13 protein-coding genes and 1 riboswitch are annotated in these 12,835 nt (G+C 70.6%); of the genes, 3 read left to right on the plus strand and 10 right to left on the minus strand.

Going from position 1 to position 12,835, the window contains the following annotated elements; genetic code table 11:
- Positions 1 to 37: 37 nt before the first annotated feature.
- From dgoD to ACN28A_RS26445, 4 genes are all read right to left on the minus strand, one after another.
- Positions 38 to 1,186 carry a galactonate dehydratase gene (gene dgoD / locus ACN28A_RS26430; RefSeq protein ID WP_421399277.1) on the minus strand — a complete coding sequence of 383 codons (1,149 nt, stop codon included), beginning with the start codon at positions 1,184 to 1,186 and terminating at the stop codon, positions 38 to 40.
- 66 nt (positions 1,187 to 1,252) lie between these two features.
- Entirely contained in the window at positions 1,253 to 2,077 is an 825-nt protein-coding gene (locus ACN28A_RS26435; RefSeq protein WP_421399278.1) for a carbohydrate ABC transporter permease, read from the minus strand.
- Positions 2,077 to 3,003 (minus strand): carbohydrate ABC transporter permease, encoded by a 927-nt coding sequence (locus tag ACN28A_RS26440; protein WP_421399280.1) that lies wholly within the window; start codon positions 3,001 to 3,003, stop codon positions 2,077 to 2,079. Before ACN28A_RS26440 ends, ACN28A_RS26435 begins: the two co-directional genes overlap by 1 nt.
- A 104-nt stretch (positions 3,004 to 3,107) precedes the next feature.
- On the minus strand, positions 3,108 to 4,286 hold the full coding sequence (locus ACN28A_RS26445; RefSeq protein ID WP_421399282.1) for an ABC transporter substrate-binding protein: 1,179 nt from the start codon (positions 4,284 to 4,286) through the stop codon (positions 3,108 to 3,110).
- Between the two features lie 244 nt (positions 4,287 to 4,530).
- Between ACN28A_RS26445 and ACN28A_RS26450 the strand changes: the two genes are divergently transcribed.
- The gene (locus ACN28A_RS26450; protein WP_421399285.1) at positions 4,531 to 5,286 is read left to right on the plus strand and encodes a FadR/GntR family transcriptional regulator; all 756 of its coding nucleotides are present in this window, start codon (positions 4,531 to 4,533) and stop codon (positions 5,284 to 5,286) included.
- Between the two features lie 77 nt (positions 5,287 to 5,363).
- A complete protein-coding gene (locus ACN28A_RS26455; protein ID WP_421399288.1) occupies positions 5,364 to 6,488 on the plus strand; it encodes a 5-methyltetrahydropteroyltriglutamate--homocysteine S-methyltransferase in 1,125 nt (374 codons plus the stop codon).
- Positions 6,489 to 6,549: 61 nt separating this feature from the next.
- Here the strand turns inward: ACN28A_RS26455 and ACN28A_RS26460 are convergent, their stop codons facing one another.
- A complete protein-coding gene (locus ACN28A_RS26460) occupies positions 6,550 to 7,062 on the minus strand; it encodes a VOC family protein (RefSeq protein ID WP_421399291.1) in 513 nt (170 codons plus the stop codon).
- 55 nt (positions 7,063 to 7,117) lie between these two features.
- Positions 7,118 to 7,411, minus strand: coding sequence for a CBU_0592 family membrane protein (locus tag ACN28A_RS26465; RefSeq protein ID WP_421399293.1), 294 nt, complete (start codon positions 7,409 to 7,411; stop codon positions 7,118 to 7,120).
- A gap of 7 nt (positions 7,412 to 7,418) precedes the next feature.
- Positions 7,419 to 7,477: riboswitch (guanidine-III (ykkC-III) riboswitch) on the minus strand.
- Positions 7,478 to 7,575: 98 nt separating this feature from the next.
- Between ACN28A_RS26465 and ACN28A_RS26470 the strand changes: the two genes are divergently transcribed.
- Complete coding sequence (locus ACN28A_RS26470; protein WP_421399295.1) at positions 7,576 to 8,706, plus strand: magnesium and cobalt transport protein CorA; 1,131 nt, start codon at positions 7,576 to 7,578, stop codon at positions 8,704 to 8,706.
- Positions 8,707 to 8,768: 62 nt separating this feature from the next.
- Here ACN28A_RS26470 and ACN28A_RS26475 read toward each other — a convergent pair whose 3' ends face one another.
- From ACN28A_RS26475 to ACN28A_RS26490, 4 genes are all read right to left on the minus strand, one after another.
- Positions 8,769 to 9,929, minus strand: a complete 1,161-nt coding sequence (locus ACN28A_RS26475) for a magnesium and cobalt transport protein CorA (RefSeq protein WP_421399297.1) — start codon at positions 9,927 to 9,929, stop codon at positions 8,769 to 8,771.
- Between the two features lie 304 nt (positions 9,930 to 10,233).
- Complete coding sequence (locus ACN28A_RS26480; RefSeq protein ID WP_421399300.1) at positions 10,234 to 10,509, minus strand: MoaD/ThiS family protein; 276 nt, start codon at positions 10,507 to 10,509, stop codon at positions 10,234 to 10,236.
- A 5-nt stretch (positions 10,510 to 10,514) separates the two neighbouring features.
- Positions 10,515 to 11,600 carry a WD40/YVTN/BNR-like repeat-containing protein gene (locus tag ACN28A_RS26485; RefSeq protein ID WP_421399303.1) on the minus strand — a complete coding sequence of 362 codons (1,086 nt, stop codon included), beginning with the start codon at positions 11,598 to 11,600 and terminating at the stop codon, positions 10,515 to 10,517.
- Between the two features lie 146 nt (positions 11,601 to 11,746).
- On the minus strand, positions 11,747 to 12,808 hold the full coding sequence (locus tag ACN28A_RS26490; RefSeq protein WP_421399306.1) for a hypothetical protein: 1,062 nt from the start codon (positions 12,806 to 12,808) through the stop codon (positions 11,747 to 11,749).
- Positions 12,809 to 12,835: the final 27 nt, after the last annotated feature.

Below are 12,835 nucleotides of genomic sequence, written 5' to 3' on the forward strand. Positions count from 1 at the left end.
GGGATGGAAGGCGGGAGCGGCGGGCCGGCGGGTCGGCTCACCACTCCGCGAAGGAGCCGTCGGGGTGCCGCCAGACGGGCCCGCGCCAGCTGTGCCCGCGCTGGTCCGCCCGGCGTACCGCGTTCTCGTCGATCTGGATGCCGAGGCCGGGGCCGGTCAGCCGGGGGATGTGCCCGTCGGCGAACCCGAACGGCGTGCGGTCCAGCACGTAGTCGAGCACCTCGGCGTCGGCGTTGTAGTGGATCCCGATGCTCTGCTCCTGGATCAGGTAGTTCGGCGTCGCGAAGCCGACCTGGAGGCAGGCGGCCAGCGCGAGCGGTCCGAGCGGGCAGTGTGGCGCGAGCTGTACGTCGTACACCTCGGCCAGTGCCGCGATCTTACGGACCTCGGTGATCCCGCCGGCGTGCGACAGGTCCGGTTGGGCCACCGCGATGCCGGCCTGCAGCGCCGGCAGGAACTCCTGCCGGCTGTAGAGCCGCTCGCCGGTGGAGACCGGGGTGCTCGTCGACCGGACGAACTCGCCGAGCAGGTGCGAGTTCTCCGGTACGACCGGCTCCTCCAGGAAGAACGGCCGGAACGGCTCCAGCAGCGGGGCGACCCGGCGGGCGTTGGCCAGGCTGAACCGGCCGTGGAAGTCCACCGCGACGTCCCGGTGCTCGCCGAGCACCTCCCGGGCGGCGGCGACCCGCCGGACCACCCCGTCGAGTTCGGCGACCGAGGCGACCGGGCTCATCCGGCCGGAGGCGTTCATCTTGACCGCGGTGAGCCCGGCCGCCACCTGGGCGGCGATGTGCTCGGCGACCTCGCCGGGCTCGTCGCCGCCGACCCAGCCGTACACCCGGACCCGGTCCCGGACCGGGCCGCCGAGCAACTGGTGCACCGGGGCGTCGAAGTGCTTGCCGGCGATGTCCCAGAGCGCCTGGTCGAGCCCGGCGACGGCACTGGCCAGGATCGGCCCGCCCCGGTAGAACGAGCCCTTGGTCATCACCTGCCAGTGGTCCTCGATCCGCAGCGCGTCCTGGCCGACCAGCACCTCGCTGAGCTGGTGCACGGCGGTGCGTACCGTCTCGGACCGGCCCTCGCAGGTCGCCTCGCCCCAGCCGACGATCCCGTCGGACGTCTCGATCCGGACGAAGAGCCACCGGGGCGGCACGAGGAAGGTCTCGACCCGTTCGATCTTGGTCACGCCGCCCGCCTCGCCGTCGCTGTCACGCCCGCCCGGCTCGCCATCTCTGTCACGTTGCCGCCGCCCTCAGCCCTTGGTCGCCCCGGCGGTGAGGCCGGAGACGACGTACTTCTGCACGAAGAGCGCGATGAGCATGATCGGCAGGGTGACCACTGTGGACGCGGCCATCAGGCCGCCCCAGTCGATGCTGGCGTACCCGACGAAATCGAAGATCGCCACCGGCAGGGTCTTGGTGTCGGCGCCGGAGAGCACCAGGGCGAACATGAAGTTGTTCCAGGAGAAGATGAAGGAGAGGATGCCGGCGGTGGCGATGCCGGGCGCGGAGAGCGGCAGGGTGATCCGCCGGAACGCCCCGATCGGGGTGAGCCCGTCGACCTGACCGGACTCCTCCAACTCCTCCGGCAGCCCGTCGAAGAAGCCCATCAGGATGTAGACGACGAGCGGCAGCGAGACGAACATGTGGCTCAGGATCAGCACCGTGAAGCCGCCGACCAGCCGCAGGTTGGAGAAGACGTAGTACCACGGCACCAGCAACGAGACGCCGGGGATCACCCGGGCCATCAACACCACAAGCGCCGACTTGCGCATGTTGAACCGGCTCATCGAGTACGCGGCCGGCACGCCGAGGATCAGCGACAGCACGGTGGCCGCGAGCGCCACCCAGAGACTGTTGCCGATGAACTTCAGGTAGTTCGCCTGGTCGAGGACCTTCGTGTAGTTCTCCAGCACCGGCGTGAAGGCGAACGCCTTGCCGGAGTCGTAGATGTCGACGTTGGTCTTGAACGAGGCGGCGACCATCCAGAGCAGCGGGGCGATAAGCGAGACCACCACCACGGCCAGGGCCACCGCCCGGAAGACCTGGTACGGGGTGCGGCGTCTGCGTCGGGCCATCAGAGTGCGCCCTTCTTCCGGCGGGACGTCAGCGCCCACATCGAGCCGATGATGATCAGGAAGAAGATGATCAGCACGGTCGACGAGATGCCGTAGTCGTTGTAGTCGAAGCTCAGCCCGTACGCGTACACGTTCAGCGTCTCGACCTCGTGGAACGAGCCGCCGCCGCGCCCCTTGGTGGCGTACAGGATGTCGAAGGTCTTCAGCGCGTCGATGCCGCGCAGCAGGATCGCCACGATCACCGTCGGCATCAGCAGCGGCAGGGTGACGTGCCGGAACCGCTGCCAGGCGTTCGCCCCGTCCACCCGGGCCGCCTCGTCCGGCTCGTTCGACAGCGCGGTCAGCCCGGCCAGCAGGATCAGCACCACCATCGGGGTCCACTGCCAGATGTCGATGAAGATGGTGGTCGGCAGCGCGCTGTGCTGGCCGGCCAGCCAGGGCTGCGGGCCGATCCCGACCCAGCCGAGGATCTGGTTGGCCATCCCGATGTTCGGGTCGAAGATGAGCCGCCACATCATGCCGACCGCGACCGGGGTGGCGACCAGGGGCAGCAGGATCGCCACCCGGACCCACCGCTCGCCGCGGAAGGGCCGCCAGAGCAGCAGCGCCACCGCCATCCCGAGGACCATCTCGAAGAGGAGCGCGGCCCCGGTGAAGGCGACGGTACGCAGCACCGCCGGCCAGAACCGGTCGGTGTCGGTGAGCACCTCGAGGTAGTTCGCGAAGCCGATGAACTCGGACTCCGCCCGGACCGATCCCTCGGCGTCGGTGAGGCTGAGGTAGATCGTCCAGGCCAGCGGGAAGATGATCAGCGCACCGACGAAGGTCATGGCCGGTGCCGCGAAGAGCCACTTGCGGTGGTTGTTCGCCCAGCGGGTCCAGCCGGTCAGTTCGCCGGACGCCTGGGGGGATGCCAGGGATGCCATGGGGTGGACTCCGGTTTCGGCGGAGGGAACGACGCGGGATGACGGGTTTCGCCCCGAGGAAGCGGCGCGGGGTGACGGATCGTCCCGTCACCCCGCGCGCTGGCCTACTTCTCGTCGTCGAGGAGCTTCTGGAACGCCTCGTTCGCGGTGTCGGCCGAGCCGGCCACGTCCTTGCCGGTGATCGCGTCCACGATCGGCTGGCCGACGATCTCCCGGGACTCGGCGACCTTCACCACCAGTGGCCGGTCGTGCCCGACGCCGTTCTCGGTGCTGACCTTGATGGCGTCCGCGAGGTCCTTCGGGTAGGTCGCGGTCCCCTCCGGGTTGGCCCAGACCGAGGTGCGGGCACTGGGTACGCCGCCCTTCTGCTGCGCCAGCGTCTGCTCCTTGCCGGCCGCCCACTGGATGAACTTCCAGGCGTTGGCCTGGTTCTCCGAGCTCTCGTTGACGCCGAGCGCCCAGGACGGGACGTTGTACGGCTTGGAGCCGGCCGGACCGGCCGGGAACGGCGCGAACCCGACGGTGTCGGAGACCTTGGACTTGGCCGGGTCGGTGGCGTTCTTGTAGAGCGAGTTCGCCTCGGTGTAGAAGGCCGCCTTGCCCTGGGTGAAGATCGCCATCGCCTCGGACCAGCTCATGTCGGTGCTGATGTTCTCCGGGCCGTGCTCGCGGAGCAGCCCGCCGTAGTACGCGTACGCCTGCTTGGCCGCCTCGGTGTTGACGCTGGCCTTGCCGCCCCCGTCGACGAAGTCGCCGCCGAAGCTGTACAGGAAGCTGGAGAACTGGGTGACCGCCGCGGCCTTGCCGGTCCGGGCCACGAAGCCGGCGGTGCCGGGGTTGTCGGCCTCGACCTTGGCGGCCATGGTCTTCAGCTCGTCCAGGGTCTTCGGCGGTGCGGTGAAGCCGGACTTCTCCAGCAGGTCCTTACGGTAGTAGAGGACCTCCTGCTCGGTGATGATCGGGACGCCGACCAGCTTCTCCTCGTAGCTGGTGGCCTGCACCGGCGAGTCCTGGAAGTCGGCGTACTCGAACGCCGAGTCCTCCTTGGCCCTGTCGGTCAGGTCGGCGAGGTAGCCGTTCTTGGCGAAGAGCTTCCCCTCCTGCAACGGCCGGTACATCATCACGTCGATGTCGCGGGAGCCGGCGTTCAGCTTGACGTTGTACTGGTCGGAGAGCTGGTCCTCGCCGAGCTGGGTGACCTCGACCTTCAGCCCGGACTGCCGCTCGAACTCCGGCAGGGCCTGCTTGATGTTCTCCGTCCAGACGTGGTTAACGAGCGTCACGCGCAGCGTGTCCGACCCGCCGCCGTCGTCGCCCCCTCCGCAGGCGGACAGGCCGAGGGCAGCAACCACGGCCAGAGATGTTCCGATTACCGAGCGACGTAACACGTCCATCTCCCCTTCCGTCGCGGCCACCCGCCGTTGGGCGCCGCCGCGGACTTCTACATCCGCCTAATGCCGGATGCTAGGCCGATAAAGCTGACTTAAGCAAGACCAGGCTACTCACTGATAGGCTTTATTTATGGCCATGCCGTCACCAGAGGTCGCGTCTGTCCGGCTCGACCCCGGCGATTCCGGGTTGCACGCCCGGCTGCTCGACGAGTTGGGCACGGCCGTCTGTGCCGGCCAGCTCGCCCCCGGCTCGGTGCTCTACATCGACGACCTGGTCGAGCGGTACGCCGTCTCCCGTTCGGTGGTCCGGGAGGTGCTCCGGGTGCTCGCCTCGATGGGGCTGGTCGAGTCGCGCCGCCGGGTCGGCACCCAGATCCGCACCGCCGCCGACTGGAACGTCTTCGACCCCCAGGTGATCCGCTGGCGGCTCGCCTCGGCCGGCCGGATAGCCCAACTCCGCTCGATCACCGAGCTGCGCACGGCGGTCGAGCCGCAGGCCGCCGCACTCGCGGCCGAGCGGGCCACCCCGCAGGAGGCGAGCGAGCTGGTCGGCCTTGCCGCCAAGATGTGGGCGGCCGGAAAAGCCGGTGACGAGGCCGAGTTCCTCCGGCTGGACATCGAGTTCCACCGGCAGGTGCTCGTCGACTCCGGCAACGAGATGTTCGTCAAGCTGCACGAGCTGGTCGCCGAGGTGCTGGCCGGCCGCTACCACTACCACCTGATGCCGCACTTCCCGCACGAGGAGGCGCTGCAACTGCACGCCGACGTCGCCCAGGCGATCCAGCGGCACGACGGCGAGCGGGCCAGGGCCGCGATGGTGCGGCTCATGGAGCAGGCGATGAAGGAAATGAGTACCATCTGGGCACAGAGCGGCCCCGGACCCGCCTCCTGAGCTGTCGAACGACCCGGGTCGGCGGTATTTTCTCTAAGATCATCAATGCCGCATATCCGGGAACAGAGGGGACCACCATGGCCGCACCGTCCCGCCCGCCGTTCCGCGCCGACCACGTCGGCAGCCTGCTGCGCCCCGCGCGGCTGCTGACCGCCCGGTCGGACCGGGCCGCCGGGAAGATCTCCGCCGAAGAGCTGCGCGCCGTCGAGGACGACGCGATCCGCGAGGTGGTACGCCTACAGGAGAGCATCGGGCTGCGCACCGCCACCGACGGCGAGTTCCGGCGTACCTCCTGGCACATGGACTTCATCTACCAGCTCGGCGGGATCGACCCGGCCGACGAGAAGTTGACCGTGCAGTTCTTCAACGAATCCGGAAAGTTGGAGTTCCAGTCCGCGGCGCTGCGGGTGCACGACCGGGTGAAGCTGACCGACACCATCTTCGGCGACGCGTTCTCGTTCCTCGCCCAGCAGGTCAGCACCGCCACCCCGAAGCTGACCATCCCGTCGCCGAGCATGGTGCACTACCGGGGCGGCCGGGCCGCCGTCGACACCGCCGTCTATCCCGACCTGGACCAGTTCTGGGTCGACCTGAGCGCCGCCTACGCCGAACAGGTTCGCCGGCTCGCCGAGCTGGGCTGCAGCTACCTCCAGTTCGACGACACCAGCCTGGCGTACCTGAACGACCCCCGGCAGCGGGACCTGGTGGCCGCCCAGGGCGGCGACCCGGAGCACCAGCACGAGCGCTACATCCGGCAGATAAACGCCGCGCTTGCCGACCGGCCGGCGGGCCTGTCGGTGACCACACACATGTGCCGGGGCAACTTCCGGTCCTCCTGGGCCGCCGAGGGCGGCTACGACTTCGTCGCCGAGGCGCTCTTCGGCCAGCTCGACGTCGACGGCTTCTTCCTGGAGTACGACGACGAGCGCTCCGGTGACTTCGCGCCACTGCGCTTCGTCCCGCCCGGCAAGAAGGTGGTGCTCGGCCTGGTCACCACGAAGCGCGGCGAACTGGAGAGCAAGGACGCGCTCAAGCGCCGGATCGACGAGGCGGCCCGGTACGTGCCGCTGGAGCAGCTCTGCCTCTCGCCGCAGTGCGGCTTCTCCTCGACTGTCGAGGGGAACGCGCTGACCCAGGAGGAGCAGGTGGCGAAGCTGCGGCTGATCGTGGAGACCGCCGAGGAGGTCTGGGGCGACGGCTGAACCGGGGCGCCGCCCGCCCGGTGCCGCGTCCGGCCGGGGCGCCGCCGGTTCCGGCCGCTGCTCACTCCGAGCGGGCGAAGCCGCCCCTCGGGGCGATGATCTCCAGGTTGGTGCCGTCCGGGTCGTTGAAGTACGCGACCTGGGTGCCGGCGGCCTCCGGCGGCGACACCTCGGCGGTGTCGAACGTGTACGGCGGCCCGAGGAACGCCACCCCGGCCGCCAGCATCCGCTGGTAGACCGCGGGCAGGTCGGCCACCTCGAAACAGAGGTGCATCGCACCGGGGCGGTTCGCGGCCACCTCCGCCGGTACGCCGGCCGGATCCTCGAACTGGATCAGGTCGATGCCGAGGTTGCGCAGCCGGAAGGTGGCGTAGCGCAGCCGCGTCCGGAGCAGCCCCTGGGAACGGGCGAACCCGGCCCCGTGCATGCCCTCGTCCCGGACCACCGGGTCCAGCCCGGTGAGCGCCCGGTAGAACGCGACCGAGCGGTCCAGGTCGGCCACGGAGATCCCGACGTGCGCGGCGGTGTCGAGGCCGATCGACACCGCCGACGGGTCGGGTACGGCGTTTGTCATCCTGCCCCCTCCCGACGAACCGGCGCCTGTCCCCGGTGCGGCGAAGCGGCGCCCGCTAGCTCTTCCCGCCCTCCGCGGCGGCAAACCGTCGCGCCGGCTCTCCGCCGTGCCGGTCCCGGTGGAGCAGCCGAGCCAGCGAGACGGCGGAGATGACCGCCCAGCTCGCCTCCAGGAGCAGGAAGCCCCACGACTGGTGCAGCAGGGCGATCACCGCCAGCACGGTCGAGCCGACGATGTTCAGCAGCAGATAGCGGACGGAGTGCGGGGAGAGCCGGCGGGTCTGGGCGGCGGCGAAGGCCGACAGGATCAGCAGCGAACCGACGATCTCGATGATGTCTACGGCAGTCATGGGTTTCTGCGCGCCGTCTTTGCGGGGCCGGGTACGGCACGCTCTCGTCCGGGGCGGTCGCCTGACGGCGCCGCCTGACCACCGAGGATAGCCCGACCGCGTCCCGGTGGCCGCCGGGTGGTTCCATGCACGCCAGCGATGGCGCGCGAAAGGGGCAACCGGGAATGCTGGGGCACGGACAGGACGCGGCGGCGGAGGGTACCCGGACCAGGTGGGTGGCACCGGTCCGCCGGGCGCTCGCCCGGATGCTCGACCCGGACGGCCTTTCCGCCGGGCACGCCCCGGCACCGCCTGGCCGGCGGACCGACCGGATCGTGGACTGTGCGGCCTACCTCGACGGCCGCCGGCTGCCGGGCCCGGCCGACCACGACGCGGCGCTGGCGGCGGCGCGGCGCGGCCGGGGGTTCGTCTGGCTGGGACTGCACGATCCGCAGGAGGCGGACTTCGCGCCGGTCGCCCGGACGTTCGGCCTCGACGACCTGGTGGCCGGGCACGCGCTCAACCCGGAGCACCGGCCGGCGGTGGAGCGGTACGACAAGGTGACGGTGATAGTGCTGCGCACGTCGCGGTACGTCGAGCACTCCGAACTGACCGAGACCTCCGAAGTGGTGGAGACCGGCTCGGTGACCGTCTTCGTCGGCCCCCGTTTCGTGGTCACCGTCCGGCACGGCGCACCCGGAGCACTCCGGCCGGTCCGGGCCGACCTGGAGGCCCGGCCCGCCCTACTGGCCCTCGGTCCCTGGGCGGTCGCCTACGCGGTCTGCGAGCGGATCGTCGGCTCGTACGTCGAGGTGGCCGGCGCCGTGGAGGCCGACATCGACGCGGTGGAGGAGCAGGTGTTCGCCCCGCGGACCGCCCGGGACCGGATCGCGCACATCTACCAGCTCAAGCGGGAGCTGATGGAGTTCAGGCGGGCGGTGGCGCCGTTGCAGCGGCCGTTCGGCGCGCTGCTCGACGACCGGGAACTGCCCCGACCCGTGATCCGGTACTTCCGGGACCTGCACGGTGTGCTCTCCCGGACGGTGGAGCGGGTGACCGGCTACGACGACCTGCTCAACTCGATTCTCCAGGCGCGGCTGGCCCAGGTCTCGGTGGACCAGAACAACGACATGCGCAAGATCGCGGCGTGGGCGGCGATCTTCGCCGTGCAGACCTTCATCGCCGGCATTTACGGGATGAACTTCGAGTTCATCCCCGGATCGAAGGCGGCCCAGGGCTTCTGGGTGGTGCTGGTGGTGATGCTGGTCCTGGCGGCGGCGATGCACCGAGGCTTCCGGCGGAACAACTGGCTCTGACCGATACGCGGCCCGCACCGGCGTCCGGTCACCCGGGTGAGTCCGGCCGTTCGGCCGTCCGGTCAGAGCCAGTCGCGGCGCTTGAAGATCACGTAGAGCGTCGTGCAGACCACCAGCATCAGGAAGAGCGCGAACGGATAGCCGAAGACCCAGTGCAGCTCGGGGATGTAGTCGAAGTTCATCCCGTACACCGTGCCGATCAGGGTCGGCGCGAAGAGGATCGCGGCCCAGGCGGAGATCTTCTTGATCTCCTCGTTCTGCGTGTAGCTGGCCACGGTGAGGTTCTTGACCTCCTCGTTCTGCGACTGGGACACCAGCGTGGCGTTCAGGGCGAGGATGTCCGCCAGGATCTGCCGGAACTCGTTCACCCGCTCGGCGGCGGTGGTGGCGTGGTCGGCCACGTCGCCCAGGTAACGCCGCAACTCCTCGTCGGTGCCGTACTTCTCGAAGCCGCCCTCGAGCCCCTGGAGGATGTCCAGCAGTGGCCGGGTGGCCCGCTGGAACTCGATCACCTCCCGGGAGAGTTCGTAGATCCGCCGGCTCACCCGGGGGTCACCGCGGAAGACCTCGGTCTCGATCTCGTCGATGTCGTTCTGCAACCCGCCGACCACCGGCGCGTACCCGTCGACCACGCTGTCCAGGACCGCGTAGAGCACCGCCTCCGGGCCGCGTCGCAGCAGGTCTGGATCGTTCTCCATCCGCCGTCGTACGGCGGTCAGGTCCGGAGCCTGCCCGTGGCGTACGGTCAGCACGAAGTTGGCCCCGACGAAGACGTGCACCTCGCCGAAGTCCACCTCCTCGGCCTCGTCGAGGTAGCGGGCGGCCCGGAGCACCACGAAGAGGGTGTCACCGTACCGTTCGAGCTTGGGCCGCTGGTGCGCCACGATCGCGTCCTCGACGGCCAGCTCGTGCAGCCCGAACTCCTCGGCCACGGTGAGCAGTTGCCCCTCGGTCGGCCGGTACAGGCCGATCCAGGCCATCGTCCCGGGATGTTCCCGCAGCCGTCGACAGGTCTCCGCGAGGTTCGGTGGTCCGTCGATCCGCTGGCCGTCCCGGTAGATCGCCGAGGTGACCACACTCTCCTCGGCCGGTGGCGGCGCGCTGCCCTCCTCGGCCGCCCGCGGATCCATCGACAGCTCCGGGGGAGACTGCGGATAGCGGTCCTGCGAGCGGCGCAGGGCCCGCTTCGCGGGACGGAGGGCGCGCGAACGCCAGTCGGACATGGGCAGCCTCCACAACGAAGACGACGAGCGACACGTGCGGGGACCCCACGGAGAGTGGATCACATACCGGGTCGGCGACCCGGCCGGCCCGCCGTCCCATCCCACGCCCGTCCCCGGCCGAGGACGACAAACCGCCGGCCAACAGCACGGAAACGTTGACCATTTCCACGGTAGGCGCAGCCGCGCCCCTTCGCACCCCGAGTTGCGGACAACGCCACCCGGGCCGGGAGCAACGCCACCCGGGCCCGGAGCTACCCCGGGGGCGGGAGCAGCGCCGCCGGGCCCGGAGCGGAGCCGTCGAGGGTCAGCCGCCCGCGACGGAGGGGATGACCTGGACCTCGGCGCCGTCCGGCACCGCCGTGTCGAGGCCGCCGGTCTGTCGGCAGTCCTCGCCGTCGACGTAGACGTTGACGTACCGACGCAACTCGCCCTGCTCGTCCCGGATCCGCCGGATCAGCCGCGGCCACCCGGCGGCCACCTCGTCGAACACGGCTCGGAGGGTGCCGGACGCGGCGATGTCGAGCCGGCCGGCCCCGGACGTCTCGCCACGCAGCGCGGCCGGCACGATCACGGTGACCATCCGGCTCAGACCTCCGCCGCCCGGACGCAGAGCACGTCGGGCAGGTGGGCGGCGACCAGCGACCACGAGTCGCCCTCGTCGCGGCTGGCGTAGACCTCGCCGGAGCGGGTGCCGAAGTAGACCCCGGCCGGGTCGGCGTCGTCGACGCACATCGCGTCGCGCAGCACCGCCGGGTAGTAGGGCGCGGTCGGCAGACCCTCGGTCAGCGGCTGCCAGCTGTCACCGGCGTCGCTGGAACGGAAGACCCGGCAGCGCCGGTCGACGGGAAAGCGTTCCCCGTCCGCGACCAGCGGGAAGGTGTAGATGGTGTCGCCCCGGTGCGGGTGGGCGACCATCGGGAAGCCGAAGTCGCTGGGCAGGCCCTCGGCGATCGACTGCCAGCTCACCCCACCGTCGGTGGACCGGTAGACGCCGTGGTGGTTCTGCGCGTAGAGCCGGTCGGGGTCGGCCGCGTCCCGGGCCACCTTGTGCACACACTGCCCGAACTCGGGCCACTCGTCGGGCAGGAAGTAGGCGCGGATGCCGGTGTTCTGCGGGCGCCAGCTCGCCCCCGCGTCACCGGTGCGGTAGACGCCACCTGTCGACATGGCGACCAGGACCTGCGCCGGGTCGGCCGGGTGCGGCAGCACCGTGTGGATCGCCTGCCCGCCGAACCCGCCCGCCCACTGCTCGCGGTGCGGATGGTCCCAGAGCGGGCGGACCAGCTCGTACGTGAGCCCGCCGTCGACCGACCGGAACAGTGCCGACGGCTGGGTGCCGGCGTAGACCAGGTCCGGCTCGCCGACCGGGCCGGGGGTGAGCTGCCAGACCCGCTCCAGGCTGGCCCCGGCGCCGTCCGGGAAGGCGACAGGTGGCCCCGCCGGCTCCTGCCAGCTGGCGCCGAGGTCGTCACTTGTCGCCACGCTCGGCCCGAAGTGCGAACTGGTCACCCCGGCGAGCAACCGTGGAGTGCCCCGCCGCTTGTCCACGGCCACCGAGTAGACCCCGGTCATCGCGAAATGCGGCCCGCTGACCTCCCAGCTCTTGCGTCCGTCCCCGCTGGTGGCCAGGAAGAGGCCCTTGCCGGTGCCGATCGCCAACAATGTTGCCATGGTCGTTTCCTCCGTTCGGACCTGCGCCGTCGATGTCCGGCGGCAGTATGCCGAGCGGCACCGACAGAAACCGGCCGGTACGGCGTGTCCGACAAACGGCACGGCGTGTCCGGGCGACGGCGGGCGTGTCGCGGCGCCGGGTTCGGTCAAACCAGCAGGTCCTTGTAGTAGATGCTGGCCAGCCGGTTCGGCGCCGCCCGGGAGGCGAAGCCGAAACAGAGCCGGGCGGAGTCCAGGTCCGCCGGGTCGGTCAGCTGCACGCCCATGCCCTCCGGCTCCCGGACCGGGAGCGTGTAACCGGCCTGGGTCCACTCCCGCTGCACCTGGCTGCCGGTGCCGAGGTCGACGCTCGTGATCCAGGTGTTGCCCCGGTTCGCCTCGGTCGAGTCGTAGCTGCCGTACCCGCTGCCCTCGATCAGATAGAGGTACCGGCCGAAACTGGTGTACCCCTGGAACGGCCGCCCGTCGGCGACCACGGCCGGCTGGTTCACCGTGGCCAGCGGCGTGTACGAGCCAGCCTTGAACGCCGTCAGGTCGTACGCCGAGATCCGCCACTGCCCGCCCAGCGAATACCGCGTGACGAGCAGCTTGTAGGCCCAGTCGACCGACACCGTGACGTTCACGGCGCCGGCCACCGGGGTGTGCTTCTCGATCGGGGAGGATCTGGTGACCACCGCGCGGTCGACGAACGGGAACCGGGCGATCCGGGTGCCCCGGGCGCTGTCGCTGGCCGGTGGATCCACTTCGGCCCAGAGGTATGCCGAGCCGCCCGACGGCTCGGCGCCGATCGACACCCCGTGCCCGAAACCGAGCAGGTACATCTGGCCGAGCTGGTTGCCGGAGAAGTCGAGCTGGGTGACGCAGAGGTCCCCGGCGGCGTCCCGGGCCGCGCCGTTGAGCGCCGCCGGCTCGGCCAGCTGGATCCCGCCCTGGATCACCTGTGCGGTGTAGATCCGTCGGTTGACGTTGTCGAAGGCCATGGACTGCATGACGGTGGCGTTGCGCAGCGGCTTCTCCCGGAACAGCGGGTCGGAGGAGTCCGTCAGGTCGAACCTGCGCGAGCTGGGCAACGCCGACGCGGCGACCGGGGCCGCCGCCGCGCCCCGGGCGGCCGCGCCGGCCGGGGCCGCGCCGGTCGCCGCCAGGGCGCCGAGCGCCACCCCACCACCGGTGGCCAGAAAACCGCGCCGGGATACCGAAGCTGCCATCGCGTGCCCCCATGTCGATCGATCGGA

This window comes from Plantactinospora sp. WMMB782, assembly GCF_049179135.1.
GTDB lineage: Bacteria > Actinomycetota > Actinomycetes > Mycobacteriales > Micromonosporaceae > Plantactinospora.

Coding starts and splice junctions, on each gene's coding strand:
- ACN28A_RS26435 (WP_421399278.1), bottom strand. CDS start 2,077: ATGGCCCGACGCAGACGCCGCACCCCGTACCAGGTCTTCCGGGCGGTG.
- ACN28A_RS26440 (WP_421399280.1), bottom strand. CDS start 3,003: ATGGCATCCCTGGCATCCCCCCAGGCGTCCGGCGAACTGACCGGCTGG.
- ACN28A_RS26450 (WP_421399285.1), top strand. CDS start 4,531: ATGCCGTCACCAGAGGTCGCGTCTGTCCGGCTCGACCCCGGCGATTCC.
- ACN28A_RS26455 (WP_421399288.1), top strand. CDS start 5,364: ATGGCCGCACCGTCCCGCCCGCCGTTCCGCGCCGACCACGTCGGCAGC.
- ACN28A_RS26460 (WP_421399291.1), bottom strand. CDS start 7,062: ATGACAAACGCCGTACCCGACCCGTCGGCGGTGTCGATCGGCCTCGAC.
- ACN28A_RS26465 (WP_421399293.1), bottom strand. CDS start 7,411: ATGACTGCCGTAGACATCATCGAGATCGTCGGTTCGCTGCTGATCCTG.
- ACN28A_RS26470 (WP_421399295.1), top strand. CDS start 7,576: ATGCTGGGGCACGGACAGGACGCGGCGGCGGAGGGTACCCGGACCAGG.
- ACN28A_RS26475 (WP_421399297.1), bottom strand. CDS start 9,929: ATGTCCGACTGGCGTTCGCGCGCCCTCCGTCCCGCGAAGCGGGCCCTG.
- ACN28A_RS26480 (WP_421399300.1), bottom strand. CDS start 10,509: ATGGTCACCGTGATCGTGCCGGCCGCGCTGCGTGGCGAGACGTCCGGG.
- ACN28A_RS26485 (WP_421399303.1), bottom strand. CDS start 11,600: ATGGCAACATTGTTGGCGATCGGCACCGGCAAGGGCCTCTTCCTGGCC.
- ACN28A_RS26490 (WP_421399306.1), bottom strand. CDS start 12,808: ATGGCAGCTTCGGTATCCCGGCGCGGTTTTCTGGCCACCGGTGGTGGG.